Source organism: Micromonospora zhanjiangensis (assembly GCF_042650605.1).
GTDB lineage: Bacteria > Actinomycetota > Actinomycetes > Mycobacteriales > Micromonosporaceae > Micromonospora_J > Micromonospora_J zhanjiangensis.
The window spans coordinates 113,984-138,259 of sequence record NZ_JBHSBN010000016.1 but is presented as its reverse complement, the minus strand read 5'-3'; the positions used below and the strand labels follow the sequence as shown (position 1 = coordinate 138,259).

Here is a 24,276-nt window from a genome sequence, read left to right as displayed (position 1 = left end):
CCCTGACCGACCGGCTCCCGGGCTCCGTACGCTGATTTCGAGGCGACGAGGAGGCCGTGATGAGAACCTGGCAGGTACGCGACGTGATGACCCCGGACGTCGCCACGGTGCGGGCGGACACCCCGTACCGGGAGATCGTGGACGTGTTGACCGGCCGGCGGGTCAGCGCGGTGCCGGTGGTCGACGAGTTCCGGCACGTGCTCGGCGTGGTCTCCGAGTCCGACCTGCTGCACAAGGTGGAGCTGGCCGGCGAACCGCACGAGCGGCGGGTCTTCGAGGGCCGCCGGCGGCGCGCGGCGCGCACCAAGGCCGACGCGGCGGTGGCCGCCGACCTGATGACGGCGCCGGCGATGACCGCCATGCCGCACACCTGGCTGGTCTCGGCCGCCCGGACGATGAACCGGGAGCAGGTCAAGCGGCTGCCGGTGACCGACGACCTGGGCCGGCTGGTCGGCATCGTCACCCGCGGTGACCTGCTGAAGGTGCACCTGCGGCCGGACGCCGACATCCGCCGGGACGTGGTGCGGGAGGTGCTGAACCGGGTCCTCGCCGTCGAGGAGGGCGCCGTCCAGGTCACCGTCGTCGACGGCGTGGTGCGGCTGGCCGGGCAACTGGACCGGCGTACCTCGGTGGAGATCGCCGGCCGGCTTGCCGCGCAGGTCAGCGGCGTGGTCGAGGTGGTCAACGACCTCGGCTACGACTTCGACGACAGCCCGCTGACCGGGGTGGCCGCCGGCCGTACCACCTTCGCCGGCATCCTCTGAGGCGGAGGCGGCGCGATGAAGGCGATCTACGTGGCGGGTCCGGAACCGCGCGACCGGGCCGGGCGACTGGCCGCCCGCCCGGTCACCGAGGTGATGAGCAGCCCGGTGCTGGCCGTCGCCGCGGACGTGCCGTTCGTCGAGGCGTTGCAGACCCTGGTCCGCAGCGGGCGCCGGCACCTGGCCGTGGTGGACCCGGCGGGGCGGTGCGTCGGCGTGCTCGCCGACCGGGCGGTGGCCGCGGCCTGGGCGCACGATCCCGGGGCGCTGGCCCGGACACCGGTCGCCGCGGGCCTGGATCCGGAGCCGGCGCTGGTGGACACCGGCGCCCGGGTCGGCGACGCGGCGAAGCTGATGCGGTCGGCCGGCGTCGACGCGGTCGTGGTGGTGGACGCGGCGGCCCTGCCGGTCGGCATCGTCACCGGCAGCGACCTGATCGCCCTGCTGGCCCGCTGACGGTCACCGCAGCCCGTCGGGCGTCACCACCGGCACCGGGCCGCCGGGTCCGCGCGATCCGAACAGGCCGGGCATGCGGCGGACCGGCGGGGAGCCGGGTGCAGTTGTCGCGTTACCCGGCGTCACCCGCCCGGTCCGCCTACAGTCGGCGGATGGATGCCCGGGCCAGGACGATCGAGGCGCTCAACGCGGATCCGGCAACGGCGGGACTGTGCCGCTCGTTGGCGTTCTACTACGGCGACCCGGCCCGCGAGGCGGCGATGGACCGGTTCCACGCCGACTTCGTCGGCCCCGGTGACCTGGCCTTCGATCTGGGTGCTCACGTCGGCGACCACGTCGGCAGCTTCCGCCGGTTGGGGGCGCGGGTGGTGGCCGTGGAACCGCAGCCCGCCTGTGCCCGCGCGATCCGTGCCATCTACGGCACGGACGAGAACGTCGCACTGGTCGAGGCGGCGTGCGGTGCCGAGCCCGGTCGGATCCGGCTGTACGTCAACTCGGACAACCCGACGGTTTCCACCACCTCCACCCGGTTCCTGCGCGCCGCGGACGGCGCGCCGGGTTGGGCGCAGGAGCGGTGGGACCGCGAGCTGGACGTTCCGATCGTCACCCTTGACGGGCTGATCGACGCGTACGGCGTGCCGGCCTTCGTCAAGATCGATGTGGAGGGTTTCGAGGACGCGGTGCTGGCCGGGCTGGGTCGTCCGCTGGCGGCGCTGTCGTTCGAGTTCACCACCATCGAACGTCCGGTCGCACTGCGCTGCCTCACCCGGCTGGCGGAACTCGGTTTCCGGCGCTTCAACCTCGCGCTGGGCGACACGATGGCGTTGGCCCTGCCCGGCTGGTTGTCGGCGGACGAACTGGCGCGGCACCTGCTGGCTCTGCCGCGGGACGCCAACTCCGGTGACGTCTACTGCCGGAGCTGACCGGACGCCCCCCGGGCGATCGCAGGTGAATGGTTGCCGCCCTGCCGCCGGGCCCTCCCACCGAGCCGACCTAAAATTGCGCAGGGCGCATCTTTGCGTAGCGCGCAACTTTCTGTAGAGTCGATGGCGTGAGTACGGCGGACGGCGAGCACCTCGGGCTGCGGGAGCGCAAGAAGCGCGCCACCCGGGCGACGTTGAGCTGGGCGGCCATCCGACTCACCGTCGAACGCGGCTTCGACAACGTACGCATCGAGGACATCGCCGAGGCGGCGGGGGTGTCCCCACGGACCTTCAACAACTACTACTCCAGCAAGGGTGAGGCGATCGTCGCCCGCCACCTGGACCGGTGCCTGCTGATGGCGCGGGAGCTGCGTCGCCGGCCGGCCGACGAGCCGATCTGGACGGCCATCCGGCACGCCGTGCTCGGCCAGTTCGTGGCCGGCCCGGAGGTGGTCGCCGACCCGGTGCCGGCGGATTCCCGGCAGTGGCTCGCCGGGGTGCGGCTGATGGTGGCCACACCGGCGCTGCAGGGCGAGTTCCTGCGGGCCGGCGCGACCGCCGAGGCCGAGATCGCCGCGGCGGTCGCCGAGCGGACCGGCACCGACGCCGACCGCGACCTGTACCCGCGCCTGGTCGCCGCCGCCGTGATGGCGGCCACCAACGTCGCCATGACGCACCGCCTGCGCACCGACCCGCCCGTCGAGATGGAAACGCTGCTGCTCGACGCCCTCGATCAGTTCGCTGCCGGACTGCCCACGCCGTAACGGCGGAACACCGGCCCGATCCCCACCGGCTCGACCACATCCCGCCCGGCCGCCATCCGGCCCGATCCACCCGTACGGCGTCCGCACCGCCCGGTCGCCCGGCCGCCGCCGGGCCGGTCCACCCTGCGCACCCACGACCCTCGGAGGTTCTGCCATGTCCACCGACGTCCTCATCGCCGGCGCCGGCCCCAACGGCCTCATGTTGGCCTGCGAACTGGCCCTGGCCGGCGTCCGACCGACCGTCCTGGAACGGCTCACCGCCCCGACCGGTGAGCAGCGGGCGAACGGGCTCGTCGGTCAGGTCGTCCGGATGCTCGACCGCCGAGGCCTGTACGAGCGGCTCAGCGGCGACCCGAACCCGCCCCGGCCGGCGCCGCACTTCATGTTCGGCGCGTTCCCGCTGCCGCTGGCCGACCTGCCGGACAACCCGGTGTACCTGCTGATGGTGCCGCAGCGGCGGATCGAGCAGCTGCTCGCCGAACGCGCCCTCGAACTCGGCGTGGAGATCCGCCACGGACACGAGGTGATCGGGCTGATCCCGGACGCCGACGGGGTCACCGTCGAGGTCAGCGGTCCGGACGGCCAGTACCTGCTGCCGAGCCGCTACCTGGTCGGCGCGGACGGCGGTCGCAGCCTGGTCCGCAAGCTCGCCGGCATCGGCTTCCCCGGCGTCACCGCCGACCGTACGGTCTCCCGCAGCGCGCACGTGAGCGTGCCGGCGGAGCTGGTCGACCCGGTGACCGGCGGGCTGGTGGTGCCCGGGTACGGGACCGTCCCGCCGTTGTTGCACCACCGCACTGAGCGGGGACTGGTGGCGTTCGCGGCGTTCCCGGGCCGTCCGCCGTTGATCAGCACGATGGAACTGCGCGAGCCCGGCGACGACGGGCCGGACCCCGACCGGCCGATGACCATCGACGAGCTGCGCGGCAGCCTCCGGCGGGTGCTCGGCGCGGACGTACCGCTCGGGCCGCCCGAGGGCGACGGACCGCACCTGCTGCGCCGGCTGACCGGCGGCAACACCCGGCTCGCCGACCGGTACCACGACGGGCGGGTGCTGCTGCTCGGCGACGCCGCCCACGTGCACTCGGCGATCGGCGGGCCCGGCCTGAACCTCGGCCTGCAGGACGCGGTCAACCTGGGCTGGAAGCTCGCCGCGCAGGTGCGCGGCTGGGCGCCGACCGGCCTGCTGGACAGCTACCAGGCCGAGCGCCGGCCGGTCGCCGAGCGGGTGAACATGCACACCCAGGCGCAGTCGGTCCTGATCGGACCGGGCCCGGCGGTGACCGCGCTGCGTGAGCTGTTCGGCGAGCTGCTGGCCCAGCCGGACACCGTACGGCACCTCGCCCACCTGATCGCCGGCGCCGACGTCCGGTACGACATGGGCGCCGACACCGGGAACCCACTGGTCGGCCGCTGGGCACCGGACCTGACGGTGCACACCGGAACCGGGCCGGTACGGCTGGCCGAACTCACCCGTACCGGCCGGCCGTTGCTGCTGGACCTCACCGAGGGCGGGACGCTCGCCGCCGAGGCCGTGCCCTGGGCCGGCCGGGTGGACGCGGTGGCCGCCCGTTCCGACCGGTCCGACGTCACCGCGCTGCTGCTGCGCCCGGACTGCTACGTCGCCTGGGCGTCCGCGTCGACCCGGCCGGACGACGCGGACCGGACGGCCCTGCGGGACGCCCTGCACCGCTGGTTCGGCGAGCCGTCACCGGTCGACCGACCGGCGGTCACGACCGCAGCACCGGTGCCTGTGCCGGGGCCGTGACCGGCACCGGCACCGGCACCACCACGACCGGGCAGGTCGCCTTGCGGACGCACTCCTCGCTGACCGAGCCCAGCACGGTGTGCCGTACCCGGCTGTGCCCGTGGCTGCCGAGCACCAGCACGTCCGCGGTCCGGGCGGCGTGGCTCAGCGCGTCGGCGGGCCGGCCCTCGACCACCTCGCCCGCGACTGGGACGGTGACGTCCACGCGGGCGCGCAGGGCCCGCAGTTCGCGGTCCAGCAGGGCGGTGGCGCGGTCCTTCGCCTCGGCCGGGTTGCCGGGGGTGATCGGGCCGGCCTCGATCCCGTCCCAGCGCCAGGCGGTCACGGCCTGGACGGTGCCGCCACGGGTGGCCGCCTCGCGCGCGGCCCAGTCCAGGGCCCGCCGGCCGCCGTCCGAACCGTCCACCCCGACCACGATCAGATAGTTGCTGGTCATCGGGCTCACCTCTTTCCACAGCTTCTGCCCCCATCGCAGCCGGTCGCGGGCCGGCCCGGTAGGCGCGAGGGACCCGACGGTCCGGGTCCTTCGACCCGTCGTCGGGGCGGTCACCGGCGTCGACCTCGCCGGCCGGCTCTTCACCCGGGCCGCCGAAGCAACCTGAACGGACGGGTCTTCCGGCCCTGGCCGCCCGGCCCGTCGCCGCGCGACCCTGGGCGACGGACGGATCCGGCGCCGGAATCCACGAGCCGGAGATACGCGGGACCCGTAACCGTGAGGGAGCGGACCGATGCACGCCGTCGCCACCGCCTTCGACGCGCGGCTCGTCCCCGCCGACGAGCCGCCCGTCTTCACCGAGGCCGAACTGGCCGGGCTGCCGGACCCGGTTCGCCGCTATCTGCGCGCCGCGATCGCCCCCGGCACTCCGCTCGCCGAGGCGGCCCGGCTGCGCATGCGCGGCCAGCTCCGGCTCGGTCGTTGGCTGCCGTTCCGGGCCACCGAACTGCTCGCGCCGACCCGGGGGTTCCGCTGGTCGGCCCGGGTGGCCGGGGTGATCAGCGGGGCGGACCGCTGCGTCGACGGGACGGCGGAGATGGACTGGCGACTGTTCGGCGCGGTGCCGGTGCTGCGGGCGGTCGGCCCGGACCTGGCGCGCAGCGCCGCCGGCCGGGCGGCGGGGGAGGGCTGCTGGCTGCCGACCGCACTGCTACCCCGGTACGGCACCCGATGGACCGCGGTCGACCGGCGGCACCTGCGGGCGGAGTTGGCCGTCGGCGGGATCGGCTGCGCGGTCGACTTTGTGCTCGACGACCGGGACCGGGTGGCCCGGACCGTCTTCGACCGGTGGGGCGACCCGGAGCGGACCGGACACTGGGACTGGTACCCGTTCGGCTTCGAGGTCACCGGTTACGCCGGGTTCGGCGGGCTGACCGTGCCGGCCGCGGGCCGGGCCGGCTGGTTCCCCGGCACCGACCGCTGGCGCGACGGCGAGTTCTTCCGCTGCGTCGTCTCCGACCTGACGCCCGCGTACGCGGTTCCCGGATCGGGTGTTTCCGGTGCCCGGCCCGGCCTCGGTTGAGAGGCTGGAGGCGGGTGGCGATGGGCACGACGGTGGCCGGCGCGCGGCGCCGCCGGACGAGGGACGGCGAACGGATGCGACAGCACGCGGAGCACGCCGACTCGGCGCGGCGCCGGGTGCTGACCCAGTGGTGGCCGCTCGGGACGTTGACCGGGCTGGTGCTGGCCGGCGGGGGGTGCCGGCTGGCCGGGCGTACCGGCGTTGCCGACCTGCTCTGGGCGGCGGCCACCGTGGCGGCGCTGCTGCCGGCCACCTGGTGGCTGCTGAAGGACCTGTGGCACCGCCGGTTCGGCGTGGACGTGATCGCGGTGCTCGCCCTGGTGGGCGCACTGGTGTCCGGGGAGTACCTGGCCGGCGCGGTGATCGCGGTCATGCTGGCCACCGGGCAGACCCTGGAGTCGTACGCCCAGCGCCGGGCCAGCCGCGACCTGCGGGAGTTGCTGGCCCGGGCGCCCCGGTCGGCCCGGCGTCGGCGTCCGGACGGCACGGTGGAGGTGGTCGACCTCGACTCGGTCCGGCCCGACGACCGGCTGGTGGTCGGGCCGGGTGACGTGGTGCCGGTGGACGGTCGGGTCGAGGAACCGGCCACCCTGGACGAGTCGGTGGTCACCGGCGAGGCGCAGGTGGTCCAGCGCCGTCCCGGGGACCAGGTGGGCAGCGGCGTCGTCAACGCCGGACCGGCGTTCGGGATGGTCTCCACGGCGGTGGCGGCGGAGAGCACGTACGCGGGGATCGTCCGGCTGGCCCGGGAGGCCACCGCGCAGCGGGCGCCCACGGTCCGGCTGGCCGACCGGTACGCGGCCTGGTTCGTCCCGGTCACCCTGGTCCTGTCCGGCCTGGCCTGGCTGGTGTCCGGGCAGTTCGTCCGGGCGGTGGCGGTGCTGGTGGTCGCCACCCCCTGCCCGCTGCTGCTCGCCACCCCGATCGCGATCGTGTCCGGACTGTCCCGGGCGGCCCGGCGCGGGGTGCTGGTCCGCGACGGCGGTTCGCTGGAACTGCTCGGCCGGGCCCGGACCCTGCTGCTGGACAAGACCGGCACGTTGACCATGGGCCGGCCGGAGTCGACGGAGACGGTGGCCGGGCCCGGCGCCGATGCGGCGGAGCTGCTCCGGCTGGCCGCCTCGGTCGAGCAGGTGTCCCCGCACGTGCTGGCCACCGCCGTGGTCCGCGCGGCGACCGACCGGGGGCTGCGGTTGGCGCAGCCGCAGGAGGTGACCGAGCAGGCCGGTTCCGGCGTCACCGGCCTGGTCGACGGCCGGCGGGTCCGGGTGGGACAGGCGGCCGGTCCGCTGCCGGACTGGGCCGAGGAACACCGCCGGTACGCCGAGACGACCGGCCTGTCGACGGTGTGGGTGGAGGTGGACGGCGCGCTCTCCGGGGTGCTGCTGCTGCGCGACCCGGTCCGGCCGGACGCGCGGCGGACCGTGGCGCGGCTGCGCGACTCGGGCTTCGACCGGCTGGTGATGCTCACCGGCGACCGGTCCCGGGCGGCCGACGAGGTGGCCCGGGCGGTGGGGGTGGACGACGTGGTGGCCCGCTGCACGCCCGAACAGAAGGTGGACCGGGTCCGGACCGAGTCGGACCGGGCGGTGACCGTGATGGTCGGCGACGGGGTGAACGACGCGCCGGCGTTGGCCGCCGCCTCGGTGGGCGTGGCGATGGGCGCCACCGGCGCCACCGCCTCGGCCGACGTGGCCGACGCGGTGCTGACCGTGGACCGACTGGACCGGCTGGCCGACGTGGTGGAGATCGCCCGGCACGCCCGCCGGATCGCCGTGCAGAGCGCCACCGTCGGGATGGGACTGGCCTTCGCGGCGATGGGGGTGGCGGCGTTCGGCTACCTGCCGCCGGTGGCGGGCGCGTTCCTCCAGGAGGGCATCGACGTGGTGGTCATCCTGAACGCCCTGCGCGCCTTGCGGACGCCGGCGGGAATCGAGGGGTCGGGCGGGTCCGGTCCCGGCGGTTAACATCGGTTGGTGGCCGAGACCGAAGACCGCGACCCGACAACCGCCAGCGACCACCCGTCCCTGGGCCTGACCCCGTTGTCCCGGGTACGCCTGGACGAACTGCTGCAGGAGATGCTCGACCGGGTCGGCGAGGTGGTGACCAGCCGGGAGCGGCTGCGCGCCCTGCTCGACGCGGTCGTCGGGATCGCCGCCGACCTGGATCTGCGCAGCACCCTGCAACGGATCGTGCGGGCCGCCTGCGACCTGGTCGGCGCCCGGTACGGCGCGCTGGGCGTGGTGGGGCCGGACAACCTGCTGGCCGAGTTCATCACGCACGGCATCGACCCGGCGACGCACGCCGCGATCGGTGACCTGCCCCGCGGCCGCGGTGTCCTGGGCCTGCTGATCGCCGAGCCGCGACCGGTCCGGATGCCCGAGATCACCGACCACCCGCGGTCGTACGGCTTCCCGGCCAACCATCCGCCGATGCACAGCTTCCTCGGCGTGCCGGTGCGCATCCGGGACCAGATCTTCGGCAATCTCTATCTGGCCGAGAAGCGGGGCGCCGCCGAGTTCACCGAGGACGACGAGCAGATCGTCGTCGCGTTGGCCGCCGCGGCCGGCGTGGCGATCGAGAACGCCCGGCTGTACGCGGTGGCCAGCCGGCGGGAGCGCTGGCTGGCGGCCGCCGCCGAGATCACCGGTGTGCTGCTCGGCGAGGTACGCCGTACCGACGCGCTGGCGCTGGTCGCCCGCCGGGCCCGGGAGGTCGCCGAGGCCGAACTGGTGCTGGTGCTGCTCTACGACGAGGACGCCGACCGGTTCACCGTCGAGGTGGTCGACAGCGCGCACGACGGTCTCGCCGAGCTGACCGGCACGGTGCTGCCGGCCACCGACACCAGCTTCGCCCCGGCGGTGACCGACCGCCGGCACGCGGTGGTGGAGTGCCTGGCCAAGGCCGCGCCCTGGCCGGTCGAGCTCACCGCCGGTCCGGCGGTGGTGTCGCCGCTGGCCGCCGCCGGAACCCTGCACGGTGTCCTCGTCGTCGGCTACCCGGTGGGCCGGCGGACCGGACGCACCGAGGAGGACGTGCCGCTGCTGGCGAGCTTCGCCGGACAGGCGGCGTTGGCCATGGAACGCGCCCGCGCCCAGGAGGAACGGGAACTGCTGGTGGTGCTGGAGGACCGCGAGCGGATCGCCCGCGACCTGCACGACGTGGTGATCCAGCGGCTGTTCGCCACCGGGCTGCAACTGCAGAGCACCGTGCCGTTGGCCGTCCGGTCCGACGTGGCCGGCCGGATCAACGCGGCGGTCGACGATCTCGACTCCACCATCCGGGACATCCGCCGGGCCATCTTCGAGCTGCGTACCCCGATGACCGCCGCGCTGCGGACCGAGATCCGGGACGCCGTCGACCTGGCCGCCGAATCGCTGGGGTTCCGGCCGGAACTGTCGATCTCCGGGCCGGTGGACAGCGCGGTGCCGGACGCGGTCCGCCCGGACCTGCTCGCCGTGCTGCGCGAGGCGCTGTCCAACGCGGTACGGCACGCCCGGGCCAGCCGGGTCGGCGTGGACATCCGGGTCGACGCCGGTGACCTGACGGTGACGGTCACCGACGACGGGGTGGGCACCGACCCGGCCGCCGCCCGGGGTGGCCTGGTCAACCTGGCCGAACGGGCCGAGCGGCACGGCGGCGTCTTCGAGGTGACGGCCGGCGACCCGGGTGGCACGGTGCTGCGCTGGCAGGTCCCGCTGCGCGACTGAGACCCGGTCCGCGTCTGGACCGGGTCGGACGGGTCGGGCTCAGTGGCGCTGGCCGAGCAGCCGGGTGGCCAGCACCGCGGCCTGGGTACGCCGTTCCAGGCCGAGCTTGGCCAGCAGGCTGGAGACGTAGTTCTTGACCGTCTTCTCGGCCAGGAACATCCGGCCGGCGATCTCCCGGTTGGTCAGCCCCTCGGCGACGTACTCCAGGATTCGCCGTTCCTGCTCGGTCAGCGCCTTCAGCTCGCTCGGCTGCTCCACGCCGGAGCGGATCCGTTCCAGCACCCGCTGGGTGACCGCCGGGTCGAGCAGCGACTGCCCGGCCGCGACCCGGCGTACCGCGTCCACCAGGTCGTTGCCGCGGATCTGCTTGAGCACGTACCCGGAGGCGCCGGCCATGATGGCCGCGAACAACGCCTCGTCGTCCTCGTACGAGGTGAGGATGAGGCCCTTGATGGTGGAGTCGACGGCCCGCACGTCGCGGCACACGTCGATGCCGTTGCCGTCCGGCAGCCGCGCGTCCAGGATCGCCACGTCCGGCCGCAGCGCCGGGATCCGGCGGGCCGCCTCCGGGGCCGAGCCGGACTCGCCGACCACCTCGATCTCGCCGGAACTCTGCAGCAGGTCGGCCAGGCCACGGCGGACGACCTCGTGGTCGTCGAGGAGAAAGACGCGGATCATCCGTTCTTTCTACCCGAGGAACCCGGCCGGGGCACCAGGGCCGAAAGTCCCCTCCGGGACCGTCGGAGCGGGGTGGGCAGGGCCGGCGGTCCCGGCGGGGAGGGGACCTCCGGCCCTGTCCGTGCCCGCCCCCGCCGGGACAGCCTGGGAGCTGACACCGGCAAGGAGGCAATCCATGACCAGTACGTCCGTGACACCCTCGCCCGCCCGTACCGGCCAGATCCTGGCCGAGGCGGCCCGGCGGGCGCTGCGCGCCCCGTCCGTGTTCAACACCCAGCCGTGGCGCTGGCGGATCGGCCCGGACGGCCTGGAGCTGCACGCCGACCGGGACCGGCAACTGGCCGCCACCGACCCGGACGGCCGGCTGCTCGTCGTCAGCTGCGGCGCGGCGCTGCACCATGCCCGGGTGGCGCTGGCCGCCGAGGGCTACCGGGCCGAGGTCACCCGGTTTCCCGAGCCCGGACAGCCCGACCTGCTGGCCCGGATCCGGGTGACCGGCCGGGGTGAGCCGACCGACGACGACGTACGGCTGGGGGCCGCCATCGACCGGCGGCGGACCGACCGGCGCGGGTTCGGCGACCCGCCGGTGCCGGCCGCGGCGGTCGACCGGTTGCGCGCGGCCGCCGAGCGCAACGGCGGTTACCTGCACGTGGTGCGCAAGGACCAGCTGCCGATGCTGGCGGTGGCGACCGCGCACGCCGCGGCGTGCGAGCTGGCCGACCCGGCCTACCGGGCCGAACTCGCCCGGTGGACCAACCGGCCGCCGACCAGCGGGGACGGGGTGCCGGCCAGCACCGCGGTACGGCAGGCGCCGCGCCGGGTACCGGTGCGCGACTACGCGGTCGGCACCGAGCCGGGGCTGGAGGTCGGCGCCGGGCGGGACCGCGGCGCGACGTACGGCGTGCTCTTCGGCGCCACCGACGAGCCGGCCGGCTGGCTGCGGGGCGGCGAGGCGCTGTCCGCGGTGCTGCTCACCGCCGTGGTCGCCGGGCTGGCGGCCGCGCCGATCAGCGACCCGATCGAGGTGGACTGGCCGCGCCGGCTGATGCGCGACCTGCTGGCCGGGCTCGGTGAGCCCTACCTGGTGGTCAGGGTCGGGGTGCCGACCGGTCAGGACGACCCGCCGCCGGTGCCCCGCCGGGACGCCGACCAGGTCATCGAGTTCCCGACTGATTCGGCCGGGACGGACTGACCCGCAGCGCGGCGGGGGCACCCGGCCGGGCTCGGGTGAGAGGGGGAGACGATGTCGACCGACGCGTTCACCATGGACGACCTGCGCGCCGGCGTGGCCGCCGCGATCCGGGCACCGTCGTTGCACAACAGCCAGCCGTGGCGGTTCCGGCTCCGGTACGGCGCCATCGAGGTCCTGGTCGACCCGCGGCGACGGTTGCCGGTGGCCGATCCGACCGGTTGGGCGGCCCGGCTCAGTTGCGGCGCCGCCGTGTTCAACCTGCGGCTCGCGCTGGCCGCCGCCGGCACGCCCGCGCAGGTGCGGCTGCGGCCCGATCCGGCCGAGCCGGACCTGGTGGCCCGGCTGACCGCGGCCGGGCCCCGGCCGCCCACCCCGACCGAGCGCGGCCTGTACGCGGCGATCCCGCGCCGGCACAGCAACCGGTCGCCGTTCTGGCCGACGCCGGTGCCGCCGGAGGCGCGCTGGCGGCTGCTGGAGGCGGCCCGCGCCGAGGGCGCCTGGCTGGAGCTGGTCATCGGCCCCGCTCCGGTGGCCGCGCTGGCCGAGATCGCGCACGGCGCCAACCGGGTGCTGGACCGCGATCCCCGGTACCGGGCTGAGGTGGCCCGGTGGACCCGCCGGGTCGAGGCCCCGGACGGGGTGCCGGTGGGTTCCGGCGGGCCGGTCCCCGAGCCGCAGGACCTGTTCCCGCAGCGCCCCTTCGGGGTACGGACCCGGGCGCCCGGGCGGGACCTCGAACCCGAACCGCTGGTGGCGGTGCTCGGCTGCGCCGGCGACACCGCCGCCGACCAGATCCGGGCCGGTCAGGCGTTGCAGCGGGTGCTGCTCACCGCCACCGACGCCCGGCTCGCCGTGTCGCTGCTGTCCCAACCGATCGAGGTGCCCGCCGCCCGGGAACAGCTACGGCTGGCCCTGGGCCGGTACGGCACCCCGCAGATCGTGTTGCGCGTCGGCTACGGCCAGCCGGGTTGGCCCACCCCGCGCCGGGACGTCGCCGAGGTCCTCGAGGAGCGGGACCAAAGTCCCGGCGTACCACGGACCGCCGGCCCTGCCGGTGTCACCGCGCCCGGCGTCCAATAGAGGTGGCCCCGGCGAACGGGGAAGAAAGCGATGAAGGGACGGCAGACCATGACCGCGATGCTTGAGCGGCCCACCCCCGCGACGACCGCTCCGGCGGTCTCCCGGCCCACCGAGAGCACCCGGCAGAAGGCGGCCCGGTACGTCTGGGCCGGCACCCGGCTGGCCCTGGGTTGGATCTTCCTGTGGGCGTTCCTGGACAAGACGTTCGGCCTCGGGCACGAGACCGCCAGCAAGGCCGCCTGGATCAACGGCGGGCACCCGACGCAGGGCTTCCTCAAGTTCGGCGCCGAAGGCCCGTTCAAGGGCTTCTACCACGCCATCGCCGGCAGCGCCTGGGCGGACTGGCTGTTCATGCTCGGCCTGCTCGCCATCGGTGTCGCCCTGCTGCTCGGCATCGGGCTGCGGGTCGCGGCGGTCGCCGGTGGGCTGCTGCTGGTGATGATGTGGTCGGCCGTGCTGCCCCCGGAGAACAACGTCTTCATGGACGACCACCTGGTCTACGCCGCCGTGCTCGCCGGGTTGGCGCTGGTCGGCGCGGGCGACACCCTGGGACTGGGACGCTTCTGGGCCCGGCTTCCGCTGGTGCGGCGGATGCCCTGGCTCCGGTAGCGCCCGGATCGTCGGCGGGCCGGACACCTCCCGGGGGTGTCCGGCCCGCCGCGCGGGCGCTGGTCGACTACCACGAGGCCGTCGCGGCCCGGACCCGGAAGTTCCTGCGTGGTCTGCGGCCGGCGGACCTCGACCGGGTGGTCGACGAGCGGTGGGATCCGCCGGTGACCCTCGACGTCCGGCTGGTCAGTGTCGTCGACGACGACCTCCAGCACGCCGGGCAGGCCGGCTACGTGCGCGGTCTGCTGCCCACCGGCTGAGCGCACCCGCTGTACAAGTCGCACCGGCGCTCGATCCGCGCCGCCGGACGGGGTCGGCGCCCGGTCCCGCGCGGGACGGCCGCTCAGCGCTCGTCGGGCGGGCCGAGTACCGGCTTCACGTCCAGCACCGGCGTGCCGTCCAGCGCCTCCAGATCCCGCACCCGCAGGCGCGTACCGTCGACGGACAGCACCGTCACCCGGTGCAGCCCGATCGGGTTGGGCCGGTCGGGCGACCTGGTGGTGAACACGCCCTGCTCCGGCCGGTCGCGGTCGCCCCGCGGGTGGACCACCAGCACGTCCCGGTCGGCCCGGTCCAGCCAGGTCAGGACGAGCAGTTCCGCGCCGACCGCGATCCCGGCCAGGCCCGGTGCGACGTCCGCGGTGAACACCAGGGTGGACTCCGGTGCACCCTCGTCGCCCTGTCGGGGAGCGAGGTCGCGGTCGGTCAGCGGCGACCGGACCCGACCGATCGGGTGCACTGTGTACGGCGGATCGACCACCACGGCTCGCCACCTTCCGGCCGCCCGGTGCGGCCCCGGGCGCCCAGCGTACCGGCCGGCCGCGGTTCCCGCCGCGGCCCGTCCGCCGGGTCGCCGATCCCGGGGTCGACGGAACGCGCGCGGAGAAAATCTTCAACGAACCACTTGAATATTTCTTTCCATCTGTGCCCTAATGGCTGGCAGATCTTTTCTCACAGGTCGATCTCCGTCAATGCCGCTGATGCGGCTCACCCCCTCTCGGAGGCAACCATGAACCAACTCGGAAGGTCGGTGGCGAGGACCCGGGCGCGGCTACTGGCCCTGCTGTCGGCGCTGTGCGTCACCGCCGGGACGGCGCTGGTGGCCGCCCCGGCCAGCGCCGCACCGGCGGGCCTGCCCGGCATGGACGTGTCCAACTACCAGGGCAACGTCAACTGGTCGGCCGCCTACAGCAACGGCGCCCGGTTCGCCTACGTCAAGGCGACCGAGGGCACCTACTACACCAACCCGTCCTTCGCCCAGCAGTACAACGGGTCGTACAACGTGGGCATGATCCGGGGGGCGTACCACTTCGCCCGGCCGGACACCACCACCGGCGCCGCCCAGGCCGACTACTTCATCAGCCACGGTGGTGGCTGGTCGAAGGACGGCAAAACGCTGCCCGGGGCCCTGGACATCGAGTACAACCCGTACGGGTCGACCTGCTACGGCCTCTCGCAGGCCTCGATGCGCAGCTGGATCGCGTCCTTCGTGAACCAGTACTACTCGCGCACCGGCCGGTGGGCCACCATCTACACCACCACCGACTGGTGGAGCACCTGCACCGGAAACACCTCGCAGTTCGCGACGAACAACCCGCTGTGGATCGCCCGCTACTCCAGCAGCGTGGGCACCCTGCCGGCCGGCTGGGGGACGTACTCGTTCTGGCAGTACGCCTCGTCCGGCACGTTCCCGGGGGACCAGAACGTATGGAACGGCACCCTGGACCGGCTCAAGGTGTTGGCCTGCAACGGAACCTGCTGACCGAGGGGAATGGCGGTGGGGCGTGGCGGGGGGCCACGCCCCACCGCCGCGCCGTCATCCTTCCGCGGGCCGGTCCCGGACCGCGCCGGGGAACAGGTCGGCGTAGCCGGCGATGCCCTCGACCCCCGTGGCGGCCAACATCGCGTGTGCCACCGCCCGACTGACCGTGTCGCCGGCCGCGGCCAGCAGCGCGTTGAAGGCCAGCGGATCCGTACCCCCGTCGGCCCCGGTGGACAGCGCGAACACCGTGTCCCCGTCGAACATCGAGTGCACCGGCCGGATCGCCCGGGCCAGCCCGTCGTGCCCGATCCCGGCGAGCTTCTGGCACTGTGCCTTGGTCAGCGGGGCGTCCGTGCCCACCACCGCGAGCGTGGTGTTCAACGGCGTGCCACCTACCCGACCGGTCGTCGCGGTGGCCAGGGATTCCCGCACCGCGGTCAGGTCGGCCGGATCCGGCGCCCGCAGCCCGTCGAACTCGCCGGCCAGGCCGTACCGGGCGCCGTACAGCTCCCCGGTGGTCGGGTCGACGGGTGATCCGACGGCGTTGACCGCGACCAGCGCCGCCACCGTCGTCCCGCCGTCCAGCACGGTGCTGGCCGAGCCGATCCCGCCCTTCATCCCGCCCGCCCGCGCGCCGGTGCCCGCCCCGACCGACCCGAGCAGCACCGGTCCGTCGCTCGCCGCGTCGTACGCCGCGGCCCCGAATCCCGCATCCGGCGTGGCCCGGAACCGGCCGCCCCGACCCAGGTCGAACAGGATCGCGGCCGGAACGATCGGGACGACCTCGCCCGGGCCGGCGCCGACCGGGAACCCGACACCGGCGTCGGCGAGTCGACCGACCACCCCGGCCGCCGCGTCCAGCCCGAAGACGCTGCCACCGGCCAGCAGCACCGCGTGTACCCGGTCGACCAGGTTGCGCGGGTCGAGCACGTCGGTCTCCCGGGTGCCCGGCCCGCCGCCGCGCACGTCCACCCCGCCGATCGCGCCGCCGGGCGGCGCGAGCACCACCGTGCAGCCGGTCAGCCACCCGTCGCCGGTCCGCCCGTGATGTCCGACCCGCAGGCCGGTCACGTCGGTCAGGGTGTTCGTCGGTCCGGGCCGCCACGCCGCCGCGCTCACCGCGCACCGACCCGGTGGTACGCCGGCCTCGTCGCCATCAGCATCGCCCCAGCATGGCCGACGCCGACCCGACCGCGCACCCGCTCCGACCCGTCGTGCGGTTGTTCCGTCACGGAAAACGGTGCGTGCCGGCCCAGGGTGGGCCGGCACACGCCGGGCGGTTCGGGCCGGGGTCAGGTCCCCGGCGGCTCGGACGGCAAACGGATCAATGGAGCAGGTGGCGCCGCCGGCTCACTCGGGGCGGGCCAACTGGTCGTACAGCCCGACCACCCGCAGTTGCCGTTCGACGAACGGCGCCATCGACCGGACCGAGTACTCGATGCCGGCCTCCTCCGCGGCGTTGAACCCGGCGACGAGCGCACCGATGCCGGTCGAGTCGACGAAGCTGACGTGCAACATGTCGATCACGATGCGCGCGGGTGCCGCCTTGGTCACGGTCTCCACCAGCAGCACCCGGAGCGCGTCGTTGATGGCCAGGTCCAGTTCGCCACGGAGCTCGATGACGGCCGTGCCGTCGTCGAGAAACTGCTGCCGGACGACAGCGTCACCCACGTCATTCTCCTCCACCCGTGCGTCTTGCGGGCGTCGACCGTTCCCGCAGGTGGTGGCAACGTTAACCGAGGTTCGTCGGGGTCGCAGGGCGAGCGGCCCGGCTCCGGAGGGCCGGTGCCACGCGGTCGGTCACCGGCCGTGACGACGGGCCGGGTCAGGAATTCCCGTCCGGCGGATCCGTCGGCCCGACACCGTTCGCGACCGGGTCGACCAACGGCCGCAGGACGGCGGTGAGCCGGTCCGCGCTCTGCGCCGAGACGGTGTTGTTCCGGCGGTACCGGGCGATCTCGTCGGCCAGTCGGTCGGCGGTCCGGCGTACCTGGTCCGGTTTGCCCCGGGCGGCCTGGTCACGGAGCTGCGCGAGCGACTTGGCCAGCTTGTCCGACTCCTTCTGCTGCACCCGGCCGGCCGCGGTCTCCTCGGTCAGCACCTGGGCGAACTCGTCCGCCACCTCGGTCGCGGGAGCGGCCTGGGTCCCGAGCGTCGAGGCCGACTCGGCCGGCGATCCGGTCGGACCGGTGCCGACCGTCGCCGCGCAGTACGCCCGCACCGGCTTGTCGCCGGCCGCCCGCACCAGCGGCGCGTACTCCGGGCGGCGCAGCGCCCCGGCGGCCCGGTCGGCGGGCAGGGCGAGGTAGGCGCGGCACAGGTCGACGAGCGGTCGCGGTGCCGGTCCACCGGTGCCGGGGATGACCTGGTCGGGGGAGCGGGTGGGCGCGGGTGCCGGCGCGACCGAGCCCGGCTGGGACGGGACCACCGACGGTGTGGTCGGATCGGGTCCGCCCGGCAGCCAGTCACCGGGCGCCGTGGCGGCGACGAGGACCACCCCACCGGCGGTGGTGGCCAGCGCCACGGCCAGCACCTTGGCCGGAACCAGCCGGCCGAGCACCGGCCGCGACCGGGCCTGCCGGTCCGGCGTCGGTCCGGACCGCGCCGTGGCCGGGGCGTCCCGGGCGGCGCGGAAGGCGGCGACGGCGGCCTCCTCGCCGGCGTGTTCGTCCAGCCAGGCGGGCCCCCGTGCCCGGGCGAGCAGGTCCGCCACGGCGGCGGCCGGGGTCGCGTCCCCGGCGAACCCGGCCGCGCCGTTCGCGTCCGGTGTCGCGGCGAGATGGCCGGACAGCAACGCCTCGGCCGCCTCCCGGCTCAGCCGATCAGGATCGGACCGATCCACTCCCCACCTCGTCATCCTGACGCCTGCCCGGTCCCGGACGGGCCGTCCTGCGCCGATCGGTCCAACTGCGCGGCGAGGCGGCGCAGCCCGCGGTGCGCCGCGGTGCGCACCGCGCCCGGTCGCTTGCCGAGCACCTCGCCGGCCGACCTGGCGTCGAGCCCCATGATGGCCCGCAGCAGCACCGCCTCGGCCTGGTCCCGGGGCAGCGAGGCCACCAGCTCCAACGCGGCCGCCGTGCTCATCGCGCCGACCGCGAGGCTGGCGGTGTCGGCGTTGTCGGCGAGCCGTTCGAGCGACTCGACCGGCACCGAGACGCTCGGTCGTCGGCGCATCCGCCGCGCGTGGTCCATCGCCCGGTTGCGGGCGATGGTGGCGGCCCACCGCCGGAAGCCGGTGTAGTCGCCCCGGAAGCCGCCGAGGTCGCGGGCGATCTGCAGCCACGCCTCGGCCGCGACGTCCTCGGCGTCGTCGCCGACCAGCCCGTACAGGTAGCGCAGCAGCGGCGGTTGGACGGCCCGGTACAACCGCCGGAACGCCTGCTCGTCCCCGCCCTGCGCGGCCTCGACGTCGGCGGACAACCGGTCGTCGGCGGTCGCGTCGGCGCGCCAGCCGTCGGGCGGGTTCTGCGGCGCGGGGGAGTCGACTATCACCCGCGCCGCCCACCGGGCCGGGGACCGGCCGCGCCGATCGCCGACCGACCGGTCGCGCCGGCGGGGCGCCGGGTGTCGGCGACCGGGAGGGGCGGCATCCGGACAGCGTACCGATCCGGGCGCCCGGGCGGGTCCGTCGGCGGATCCCGGGACGTCGGCCCGGCGAGCCGTGCCGCCTCGGCCTCGGCGAGCCGGCCGGTCAGACCACCAGGTTCAGCGCCAGGATGAGGACCAGGCGGCCGCGGACGACCGGCAACCGGAGCGCACCGACATCCCTTGACGGTGTACGGCGTACGCTCATATCCTCCCTGTAGGAGTACAACGTACGCTAACGGGGGAGGACGATCCATGTCGACGACTCGACGACACGGCACGCGCTGGGCGGTCGGCCGGACGGTCACCGGTCGGGAGCTGGACACGGTCGGCGGTGGCCGGGTGCCCGTGCCGGATCCGGGCCGGCTGGTGCACCTGCAGTTCCGGCGGTTCGCCGGCTGCCCGATCTGCAACCTGCACCTGCGCTCGATCGTCCGCCGGCACGACGAGATCGAGGCGGCCGGTGTCCGGGAGGTGGTGGTGTTCCACTCCGACGCCGCGGAGCTGCGCGAGCACACCGACGACCTGCCGTTCGCCGTCGTCGCCGACCCGGCCAGGCGGCTCTACCGGGAGTTCGGCGTCGAGGCACACCGCCGGGCCCTGCTCGACCCCCGGGTCTGGGCGACCGTCCTGCGCGCGATCGTGCTCGACCTGCCGGCCGTGCTGCGCCGCCGCAAACCACTGCCGTCGCTGCGGCAGGAGAACGGTCGGCTCGGCCTGCCGGCCGACTTCCTGATCGACGGCGACGGCCGGGTGCTGGCGGTGAGGTACGGCGAACACGCCTACGACCAGTGGTCGGTCGACGAACTGCTCGACCTGGCCCGGTCCGACCGGCCCGGCCATCCGGCCCCGGCCTGACCGCGTCGGTCCCCCTGCGGTGGGAGACGGGAGCCTGGCGAGGCGGTTGTCCGGTCGGTGCCAGCCCGGCGGGCCGGGGTCGGCGGGTGCCGGTCGGGGTCGGGCGGCCAGCCCGGCGGGTCGGGGTCAGGCGGCGCAGACGAAGCGGGCGTCCGCCCAGATCGCCGAGGCGGTGCCCCGGGCGCTGACGCTGATCAGGTCGACCGTGCTCGCGCCGGGCAGTTCCACGTCGACGTTCGCGGGCGCGTCGGTGGTCCGCAGCGGACCGGAGTCGTACACGGTCACGCCGTCCACCCGGACCGCGAAGGTCACCCGGATCCGTTCGCTGTCGGTGTCGCCGATCCCGGCCACCGCCCGCAGCCGGTCGCAGCCGGCCGGCGGGTGGACGCGCAGCCGGTTGGGGGTGGGCGCCACCACGGCGTGCGGATAGCTCTCGCCGTTCACGCTCACCGTGCCCGGCTCGATCGCGGTGCTCCGGTCGGGCAGGCCGGGCGCGGACGCGTCGTCCAGGACCAGCAGCAGGTCCGAGACGTAGTGGGCCACCTCGTGTTGCGGTTGACGGCCCTGGCTCTGGGTCGTCGCCGAGCTGGGCGACACGTGCACCGCCGTGTACGCCAGGCTGAACGCCAGGGTCACCACCAACGTGACCATTCCCAGGTGCCACCGGTTCACCGGCCGTCGGAGGGTCGGTGCCACCTCCCCGACGGTGGTGGACCCGGCCACCGGCCCGGCGGCGCGCTTCGCCGCGACGCGGGGCGGTTCGGCGGACGGGGGCAGCAGGGCGGGTGTCCGGCGGGCGGCCAGGTCCTCCACCCAGCCGAACAGGGCCACCGCCGCCGCGGTGAGCAGCCACACCCCGGTGAGCCGGATGGCCACCTGGGCGGTGAACGAATTGATGGTGACCGGGGCGAGCAACGACGAGAGGATCATGGCGAGCGGCAGGTGCCACAGGTAGACGGTGACCGCGCGGGCGTTGAGCAGCTCGATGATCCGGGCCAGCGGGCGAACCCGGCCGATCCAGTCGAGCCGGGGCCGGAACCGCAGCACGGTCGCCACGAAGGCCGCCGACCACAGGGTGTTGCCGACCGGGATCCGGTTCAGGTCGTAGCTGCCGTGGGCGAGCGCGGAGATGACCACCCAGACGGCCCCGGTCACCGCGAGCGCGCCGACCATGCCGGCGTACCGCCGGGCCGGGATCCGCCGCAGCAGGCCGTCGTGGTGCGCGAAGCCCAGCATCCACAGACCCACGTACGTGGAGACGTTGGTGGCCTGCTCGTTGAAGTAGCCGCCGACCTGCACCACCTGGAACAGGAACAGGGCCGGCAGGGCGAGCCCGGCGATCAGGGTCGGCCACGGCCAGCGCCGGAACAGCGCCAACAGGGCCGGCGACAGCACCACCAGCCAGAGGTAGGTGACGATGTACCACAGGACCGAGTTGTAGGCCCAGGCCCAGTGCTGGCTGCCCACCGGGGGCGTCCGGGCGGGGAAGGCCCACCAGGCCAGTTCGCCCCAGCCGAGCCGGGCCGACGGGGCCGGTCCCCAGCCGGTCACGAACAGCACGGTCAACGCCACCGCGCCGAACGCCCACAGCGGCGGAAGCAGCCGGCGCAGCCGACGCCCGACCGAGCGTGACCCGGCCCGGTCCAACGAACTGGCCATCAGTGAGCCGGCGAGGGCGAACATCAGCCCCATCGCGGGGAACAGGACGGTGAGCCAGATCCAGCCGAACACGTGGTAGGCGACCACCCTTACCAGGGCCAGCGCGCGCCACATGTCCAGGTAACGGTCGCGGTCGCGGGGCTTGGTGGCGACGCCGGCGGTGGCGGTGGCCGGCGTGGCGGGGTCGACCGGCGGGACGGAATCGGTGGACGCGACGACGGGCGAACCCGGTGCGACGACGCTCATCAACGCCTCCTGCTGGGCCGGTGCCGAGGGTCACCCACCGGGCCGGACATCATCGACGGTACGGGGTTTCGGGGACGCCGAAGCCGGGCACCGGTTGCCCGGGAAGTCCGGATTCGATCGACCGTTCGTGGTGTGTCGCGGGGGAGGTCACGGTACGGGAAGGCGAATGCTGGACCCTTCGTGCCCGTTCCCCGACGTTGGCAAACGCCGGCCACGGCCGGACCGGTGAGCGGGTCGTGATCCGGCGTGCCCACCGGGAAAACATACCCGACCGAACCGCCATGATCAGTGGTCGACGGCCGGCGTTCACCCTGCCGAGAGGCCGAAAAGTGAGCGATCTCCCACCCGAGCCGCCCGCTCGGGTGGTGGGCCGCGCTCGCTCGCCCAGATCAGCAGGCCGTAGGTCGGGCCCGCCCAGGGTCGCCGGCGCACCGGCCGGGGCAGCGTGCCGAAGACGACCCCACCCGCGATGCCGTACGCGTTGTGCACCAGCTCGATCGGACGCCGCTCCGGCGGGACCCGGCGGAGCAGGCGGGGAGCGGCTCCGCGCAGCACGGCCTCCGGCGGGGTCGCCTCGATCAGCCCGAGCGGCTTGGTGATCTGCCGCAGGCCGGACATCGCCATCGCGATACCCGACGTTCCACCGGACAAACGCCCGTCCGGTCGCATGGCGGGCGCCGGTGCGGGTAGGGCCAACCCATGCGAATAGTGGTCACCGGGGCGACCGGAAACGTCGGCACGGCCCTGCTGCGACGGTTGCGGAACGAACCCGACCTCGACGTGGTCGGTCCGACCGTCCGACCGGCTGACCGCGCCGCCGGTCAGCTCGACCCGGTCAGGGCGTGCGGTGCGGTGACCGGTTTCGACTCGGGCGACCCGTGCTGGCGCAGCACGATGCTCAGCACGATCAGCGCGCCGACGGCGAGGAACTCGCTCTGCCAGTTCTGCATCGACTGGAACCAGAAGTCGTTGGTGCCGAGGAACTCCCAGGCACTGATCGGCGGGGCCCCGCTGGACAGCATCTGCTCCTCGTTGTAGGCGGCCGTGCCGCCGAGCAGGTGCCCGACGAACGAACCGGCGAAGATCAACAGCAGCGCGATGGCCAGGCTGTTGCGGTAGAGCACCAGCGCCGGGCCGCCGACCCGCGCCGGCCAGGGCGAGTCCGGGGTCGCCTGCTCGGCCCGGTCGTCCGGCCGGTCCTCCTGGTCCACCGGCTTGGACTCGGCCGACCCGCGCTGCACCAGGTACGCGGTGAGCAGGACGTACCCGCCCATCTGCAGGAACTCCGACTCCCAGTTCTCGAAGACCGCCTCGAAGAAATGCCCGCTGTGCAGGTACGTCAGCAGCGACTGGGCCGGCCGGCCGTACTCGGCGAGTTCCTCGTTGTGCGTCCGCCAGCCGAAGAACGCCTGCAACCCGAGGAAGATCACGAACGCGCCGAGCATGGCCACCGTCAGCCCGTGATCCCGCAACCATCGCCGCATCATGTGCCTCCCTGTGCCGGCCTGGTCCCCGTCGGGTGTTTCCGATCCGCGAGGTTTTCGTAACCCGTCCGCTTTCTCCAACGACCGACGGCCGCAAACGCCGACGGGCGGGTCAGGACGCCCCGCCGGCCAGTGCGGCGGCGGTCTCGACGGCCACCTGCAACTCCTCGCGCGGCTCGACGACCAGCACCGGCACCCGGGCGCCGGGGGCCGACACGACCGCGTCGGTGTCCCGATTGCCCCCGCCGGGCGGCACCACGCCGAGCAGACCCAGCCCGGCGCACACCCCGTCGCGCACCTCCGGCTGGTCCCAGCCGATCTCACCGGTGAACACGATGCCGTCCAGCCGGTCCAGGCTGGTCGCGGCGGCGGCCAGCTCGCGGCGTACCCGATGGATGTAGACCGCCATGGCCAGCGCGGCGGCCGGGTCGTCGGGCGCGGCGGCGACCAGGTCGCGGGTGTCGTCGGACCGGCCGCCGGAGAGGCCGAGCAGCCCGGACCGGTGGTTGAGCCCGTCGTCGAGCTCGTCCCGGTCGAGCCGGCCGTCCAGCAGCCAGAGCAGCAGGCCGGGGTCGACCGCGCCGGAGCGCCTGGTCATCGGCACGCCGTCCAGCGGGGTGAACCCCATCGAGGTGTCCACGCTGCGGCCGTCCCGGACCGCGCACACCGACGCGCCGCCGCCCAGGTGCGCCAGCACCAGGGACAGCTCGGCCGCGGGCCGGCCGAGCAGGTCGGCGGCCCGACCCAGGGCGTACGCGTAGGACAGCCCGTGGAAGCCGTACCGGCGCAGTCCCCACCGCTCGCGCCACGGTGCCGGCAGCGGGTAGGTGGCGGCCTGCTCGGGCAGGTCGGCGTGGAAGGCGGTGTCCGGACAGAGCACCTGCGGCACGTCGGGCAGTTGGCCGCGGATCGCGTCCAGCAGGTGCAACGCGGGCGGCAGGTGCAGCGGGGCGAGCGTGGTCAGCCCGTCCAACGCGGTCCGCAGCCGGTCGTCCACGGGCGTCGGTGCGGTGACCAGATCCCCACCGTGCACCAGCCGGTGACCGACCGCCCGGGGCGGCTCGTGCCCGGCGATGAACTCCCGCGTCGGCTCGTCGGCACCGGCCGTGCCGGGCGGTTCGGACCGGTCCAGCCGGTCGGTGACCCGGCCGTCGCGCACGTAGGCCAGGTGCAGGCTGGACGATCCGGCGACCACGGTGAGGATCGTCATGCCGGCCACCCGCC

24 protein-coding genes and 2 pseudogenes are annotated in these 24,276 nt (G+C 74.6%); 15 read left to right on the top strand and 11 right to left on the bottom strand.

Annotation, left to right across the window (positions count from 1 at the left end; all coding sequences use genetic code 11):
• Positions 1–59: 59 nt before the first annotated feature.
• The 5 genes from ACFOX0_RS21935 to ACFOX0_RS21915 all read left to right on the top strand — a co-directional run bounded on the left by ACFOX0_RS21935 (position 60) and on the right by ACFOX0_RS21915 (position 4,672).
• Positions 60–764, top strand: coding sequence for a CBS domain-containing protein (locus ACFOX0_RS21935; RefSeq protein WP_377549053.1), 705 nt, complete (start codon positions 60–62; stop codon positions 762–764).
• Between the two features lie 15 nt (positions 765–779).
• Positions 780–1,217, top strand: coding sequence for a CBS domain-containing protein (locus ACFOX0_RS21930; protein ID WP_377549051.1), 438 nt, complete (start codon positions 780–782; stop codon positions 1,215–1,217).
• Positions 1,218–1,369: 152 nt separating this feature from the next.
• On the top strand, positions 1,370–2,140 hold the full coding sequence (locus tag ACFOX0_RS21925) for an FkbM family methyltransferase (RefSeq protein WP_377549049.1): 771 nt from the start codon (positions 1,370–1,372) through the stop codon (positions 2,138–2,140).
• A 128-nt stretch (positions 2,141–2,268) separates the two neighbouring features.
• Entirely contained in the window at positions 2,269–2,904 is a 636-nt protein-coding gene (locus tag ACFOX0_RS21920) for an acyl-CoA-like ligand-binding transcription factor (RefSeq protein ID WP_377549047.1), read from the top strand.
• A gap of 154 nt (positions 2,905–3,058) precedes the next feature.
• Complete coding sequence (locus ACFOX0_RS21915) at positions 3,059–4,672, top strand: FAD-dependent monooxygenase (RefSeq protein WP_377549045.1); 1,614 nt, start codon at positions 3,059–3,061, stop codon at positions 4,670–4,672.
• Here the strand turns inward: ACFOX0_RS21915 and ACFOX0_RS21910 are convergent.
• Positions 4,635–5,108: a universal stress protein gene (locus ACFOX0_RS21910; protein WP_377549043.1), complete on the bottom strand. Its 474-nt coding sequence runs from the start codon at positions 5,106–5,108 to the stop codon at positions 4,635–4,637. The genes ACFOX0_RS21915 and ACFOX0_RS21910 overlap by 38 nt on opposite strands.
• Before the next feature lie 292 nt (positions 5,109–5,400).
• Here ACFOX0_RS21910 and ACFOX0_RS21905 point away from each other — a divergent pair, with 292 nt between their 5' ends.
• The 3 genes from ACFOX0_RS21905 to ACFOX0_RS21895 all read left to right on the top strand — a co-directional run bounded on the left by ACFOX0_RS21905 (position 5,401) and on the right by ACFOX0_RS21895 (position 9,899).
• On the top strand, positions 5,401–6,189 hold the full coding sequence (locus tag ACFOX0_RS21905; protein WP_377549042.1) for a DUF6544 family protein: 789 nt from the start codon (positions 5,401–5,403) through the stop codon (positions 6,187–6,189).
• A gap of 74 nt (positions 6,190–6,263) precedes the next feature.
• Positions 6,264–8,156, top strand: coding sequence for a heavy metal translocating P-type ATPase (locus ACFOX0_RS21900; RefSeq protein WP_377549040.1), 1,893 nt, complete (start codon positions 6,264–6,266; stop codon positions 8,154–8,156).
• Positions 8,157–8,267: 111 nt separating this feature from the next.
• Positions 8,268–9,899 carry a GAF domain-containing sensor histidine kinase gene (locus ACFOX0_RS21895; RefSeq protein ID WP_377549100.1) on the top strand — a complete coding sequence of 544 codons (1,632 nt, stop codon included), beginning with the start codon at positions 8,268–8,270 and terminating at the stop codon, positions 9,897–9,899.
• A gap of 39 nt (positions 9,900–9,938) precedes the next feature.
• Here ACFOX0_RS21895 and ACFOX0_RS21890 read toward each other — a convergent pair whose 3' ends face one another.
• The gene (locus ACFOX0_RS21890; RefSeq protein ID WP_377549037.1) at positions 9,939–10,577 is read right to left on the bottom strand and encodes a response regulator; all 639 of its coding nucleotides are present in this window, start codon (positions 10,575–10,577) and stop codon (positions 9,939–9,941) included.
• Positions 10,578–10,752: 175 nt separating this feature from the next.
• Between ACFOX0_RS21890 and ACFOX0_RS21885 the strand changes: the two genes are divergently transcribed.
• The 4 genes and pseudogenes from ACFOX0_RS21885 to ACFOX0_RS21870 form a co-directional block, all read left to right on the top strand.
• Complete coding sequence (locus ACFOX0_RS21885) at positions 10,753–11,769, top strand: Acg family FMN-binding oxidoreductase (protein WP_377549034.1); 1,017 nt, start codon at positions 10,753–10,755, stop codon at positions 11,767–11,769.
• A gap of 51 nt (positions 11,770–11,820) precedes the next feature.
• Positions 11,821–12,849, top strand: a complete 1,029-nt coding sequence (locus tag ACFOX0_RS21880) for an Acg family FMN-binding oxidoreductase (RefSeq protein WP_377549031.1) — start codon at positions 11,821–11,823, stop codon at positions 12,847–12,849.
• A gap of 48 nt (positions 12,850–12,897) precedes the next feature.
• Positions 12,898–13,458 carry a hypothetical protein gene (locus ACFOX0_RS21875; RefSeq protein WP_377549030.1) on the top strand — a complete coding sequence of 187 codons (561 nt, stop codon included), beginning with the start codon at positions 12,898–12,900 and terminating at the stop codon, positions 13,456–13,458.
• Positions 13,459–13,511: 53 nt separating this feature from the next.
• Positions 13,512–13,718: pseudogene (locus ACFOX0_RS21870) on the top strand (mycothiol transferase); the annotation flags it as partial.
• Positions 13,719–13,801: 83 nt separating this feature from the next.
• Here the strand turns inward: ACFOX0_RS21870 and tsaA are convergent.
• Positions 13,802–14,221 carry a tRNA (N6-threonylcarbamoyladenosine(37)-N6)-methyltransferase TrmO gene (tsaA, locus tag ACFOX0_RS21865; protein ID WP_377549028.1) on the bottom strand — a complete coding sequence of 140 codons (420 nt, stop codon included), beginning with the start codon at positions 14,219–14,221 and terminating at the stop codon, positions 13,802–13,804.
• 246 nt (positions 14,222–14,467) lie between these two features.
• On the opposite strand from tsaA, the gene ACFOX0_RS21860 reads away from it, so the two are divergent.
• Positions 14,468–15,220, top strand: coding sequence for a lysozyme (locus tag ACFOX0_RS21860; protein WP_377549026.1), 753 nt, complete (start codon positions 14,468–14,470; stop codon positions 15,218–15,220).
• 54 nt (positions 15,221–15,274) lie between these two features.
• Here the strand turns inward: ACFOX0_RS21860 and ACFOX0_RS21855 are convergent, their stop codons facing one another.
• From ACFOX0_RS21855 to ACFOX0_RS21840, 4 genes are all read right to left on the bottom strand, one after another.
• A complete protein-coding gene (locus tag ACFOX0_RS21855; RefSeq protein WP_377549023.1) occupies positions 15,275–16,339 on the bottom strand; it encodes a P1 family peptidase in 1,065 nt (354 codons plus the stop codon).
• A gap of 231 nt (positions 16,340–16,570) precedes the next feature.
• Entirely contained in the window at positions 16,571–16,891 is a 321-nt protein-coding gene (locus tag ACFOX0_RS21850; RefSeq protein ID WP_377549020.1) for an STAS domain-containing protein, read from the bottom strand.
• A 154-nt stretch (positions 16,892–17,045) separates the two neighbouring features.
• On the bottom strand, positions 17,046–18,062 hold the full coding sequence (locus ACFOX0_RS21845) for an FIMAH domain-containing protein (protein ID WP_377549017.1): 1,017 nt from the start codon (positions 18,060–18,062) through the stop codon (positions 17,046–17,048).
• An 11-nt stretch (positions 18,063–18,073) separates the two neighbouring features.
• Positions 18,074–18,712, bottom strand: a complete 639-nt coding sequence (locus ACFOX0_RS21840; RefSeq protein ID WP_377549015.1) for an RNA polymerase sigma factor — start codon at positions 18,710–18,712, stop codon at positions 18,074–18,076.
• A gap of 348 nt (positions 18,713–19,060) precedes the next feature.
• On the opposite strand from ACFOX0_RS21840, the gene ACFOX0_RS21835 reads away from it, so the two are divergent.
• Positions 19,061–19,663: a peroxiredoxin-like family protein gene (locus ACFOX0_RS21835; protein ID WP_377549012.1), complete on the top strand. Its 603-nt coding sequence runs from the start codon at positions 19,061–19,063 to the stop codon at positions 19,661–19,663.
• A 126-nt stretch (positions 19,664–19,789) separates the two neighbouring features.
• On the opposite strand, the gene ACFOX0_RS21830 is transcribed toward ACFOX0_RS21835, so the two are convergent.
• Together ACFOX0_RS21830 and ACFOX0_RS21825 are read right to left on the bottom strand one after the other, a co-directional pair.
• A complete protein-coding gene (locus ACFOX0_RS21830) occupies positions 19,790–21,568 on the bottom strand; it encodes an acyltransferase family protein (protein WP_377549010.1) in 1,779 nt (592 codons plus the stop codon).
• Positions 21,569–21,874: 306 nt separating this feature from the next.
• A complete protein-coding gene (locus ACFOX0_RS21825) occupies positions 21,875–22,192 on the bottom strand; it encodes a hypothetical protein (protein ID WP_377549008.1) in 318 nt (105 codons plus the stop codon).
• A 75-nt stretch (positions 22,193–22,267) separates the two neighbouring features.
• Between ACFOX0_RS21825 and ACFOX0_RS21820 the strand changes: the two are divergent.
• Positions 22,268–22,369 (top strand): annotated as a pseudogene (locus ACFOX0_RS21820) (NAD-dependent epimerase/dehydratase family protein); the annotation flags it as partial.
• 20 nt (positions 22,370–22,389) lie between these two features.
• On the opposite strand, the gene ACFOX0_RS21815 reads toward ACFOX0_RS21820, so the two are convergent.
• The gene (locus ACFOX0_RS21815; RefSeq protein ID WP_377549006.1) at positions 22,390–23,055 is read right to left on the bottom strand and encodes a DUF6766 family protein; all 666 of its coding nucleotides are present in this window, start codon (positions 23,053–23,055) and stop codon (positions 22,390–22,392) included.
• Positions 23,056–23,164: 109 nt separating this feature from the next.
• A complete protein-coding gene (locus ACFOX0_RS21810) occupies positions 23,165–24,262 on the bottom strand; it encodes an acetate/propionate family kinase (protein WP_377549003.1) in 1,098 nt (365 codons plus the stop codon).
• Between the last annotated feature and the right edge of the window lie 14 nt (positions 24,263–24,276).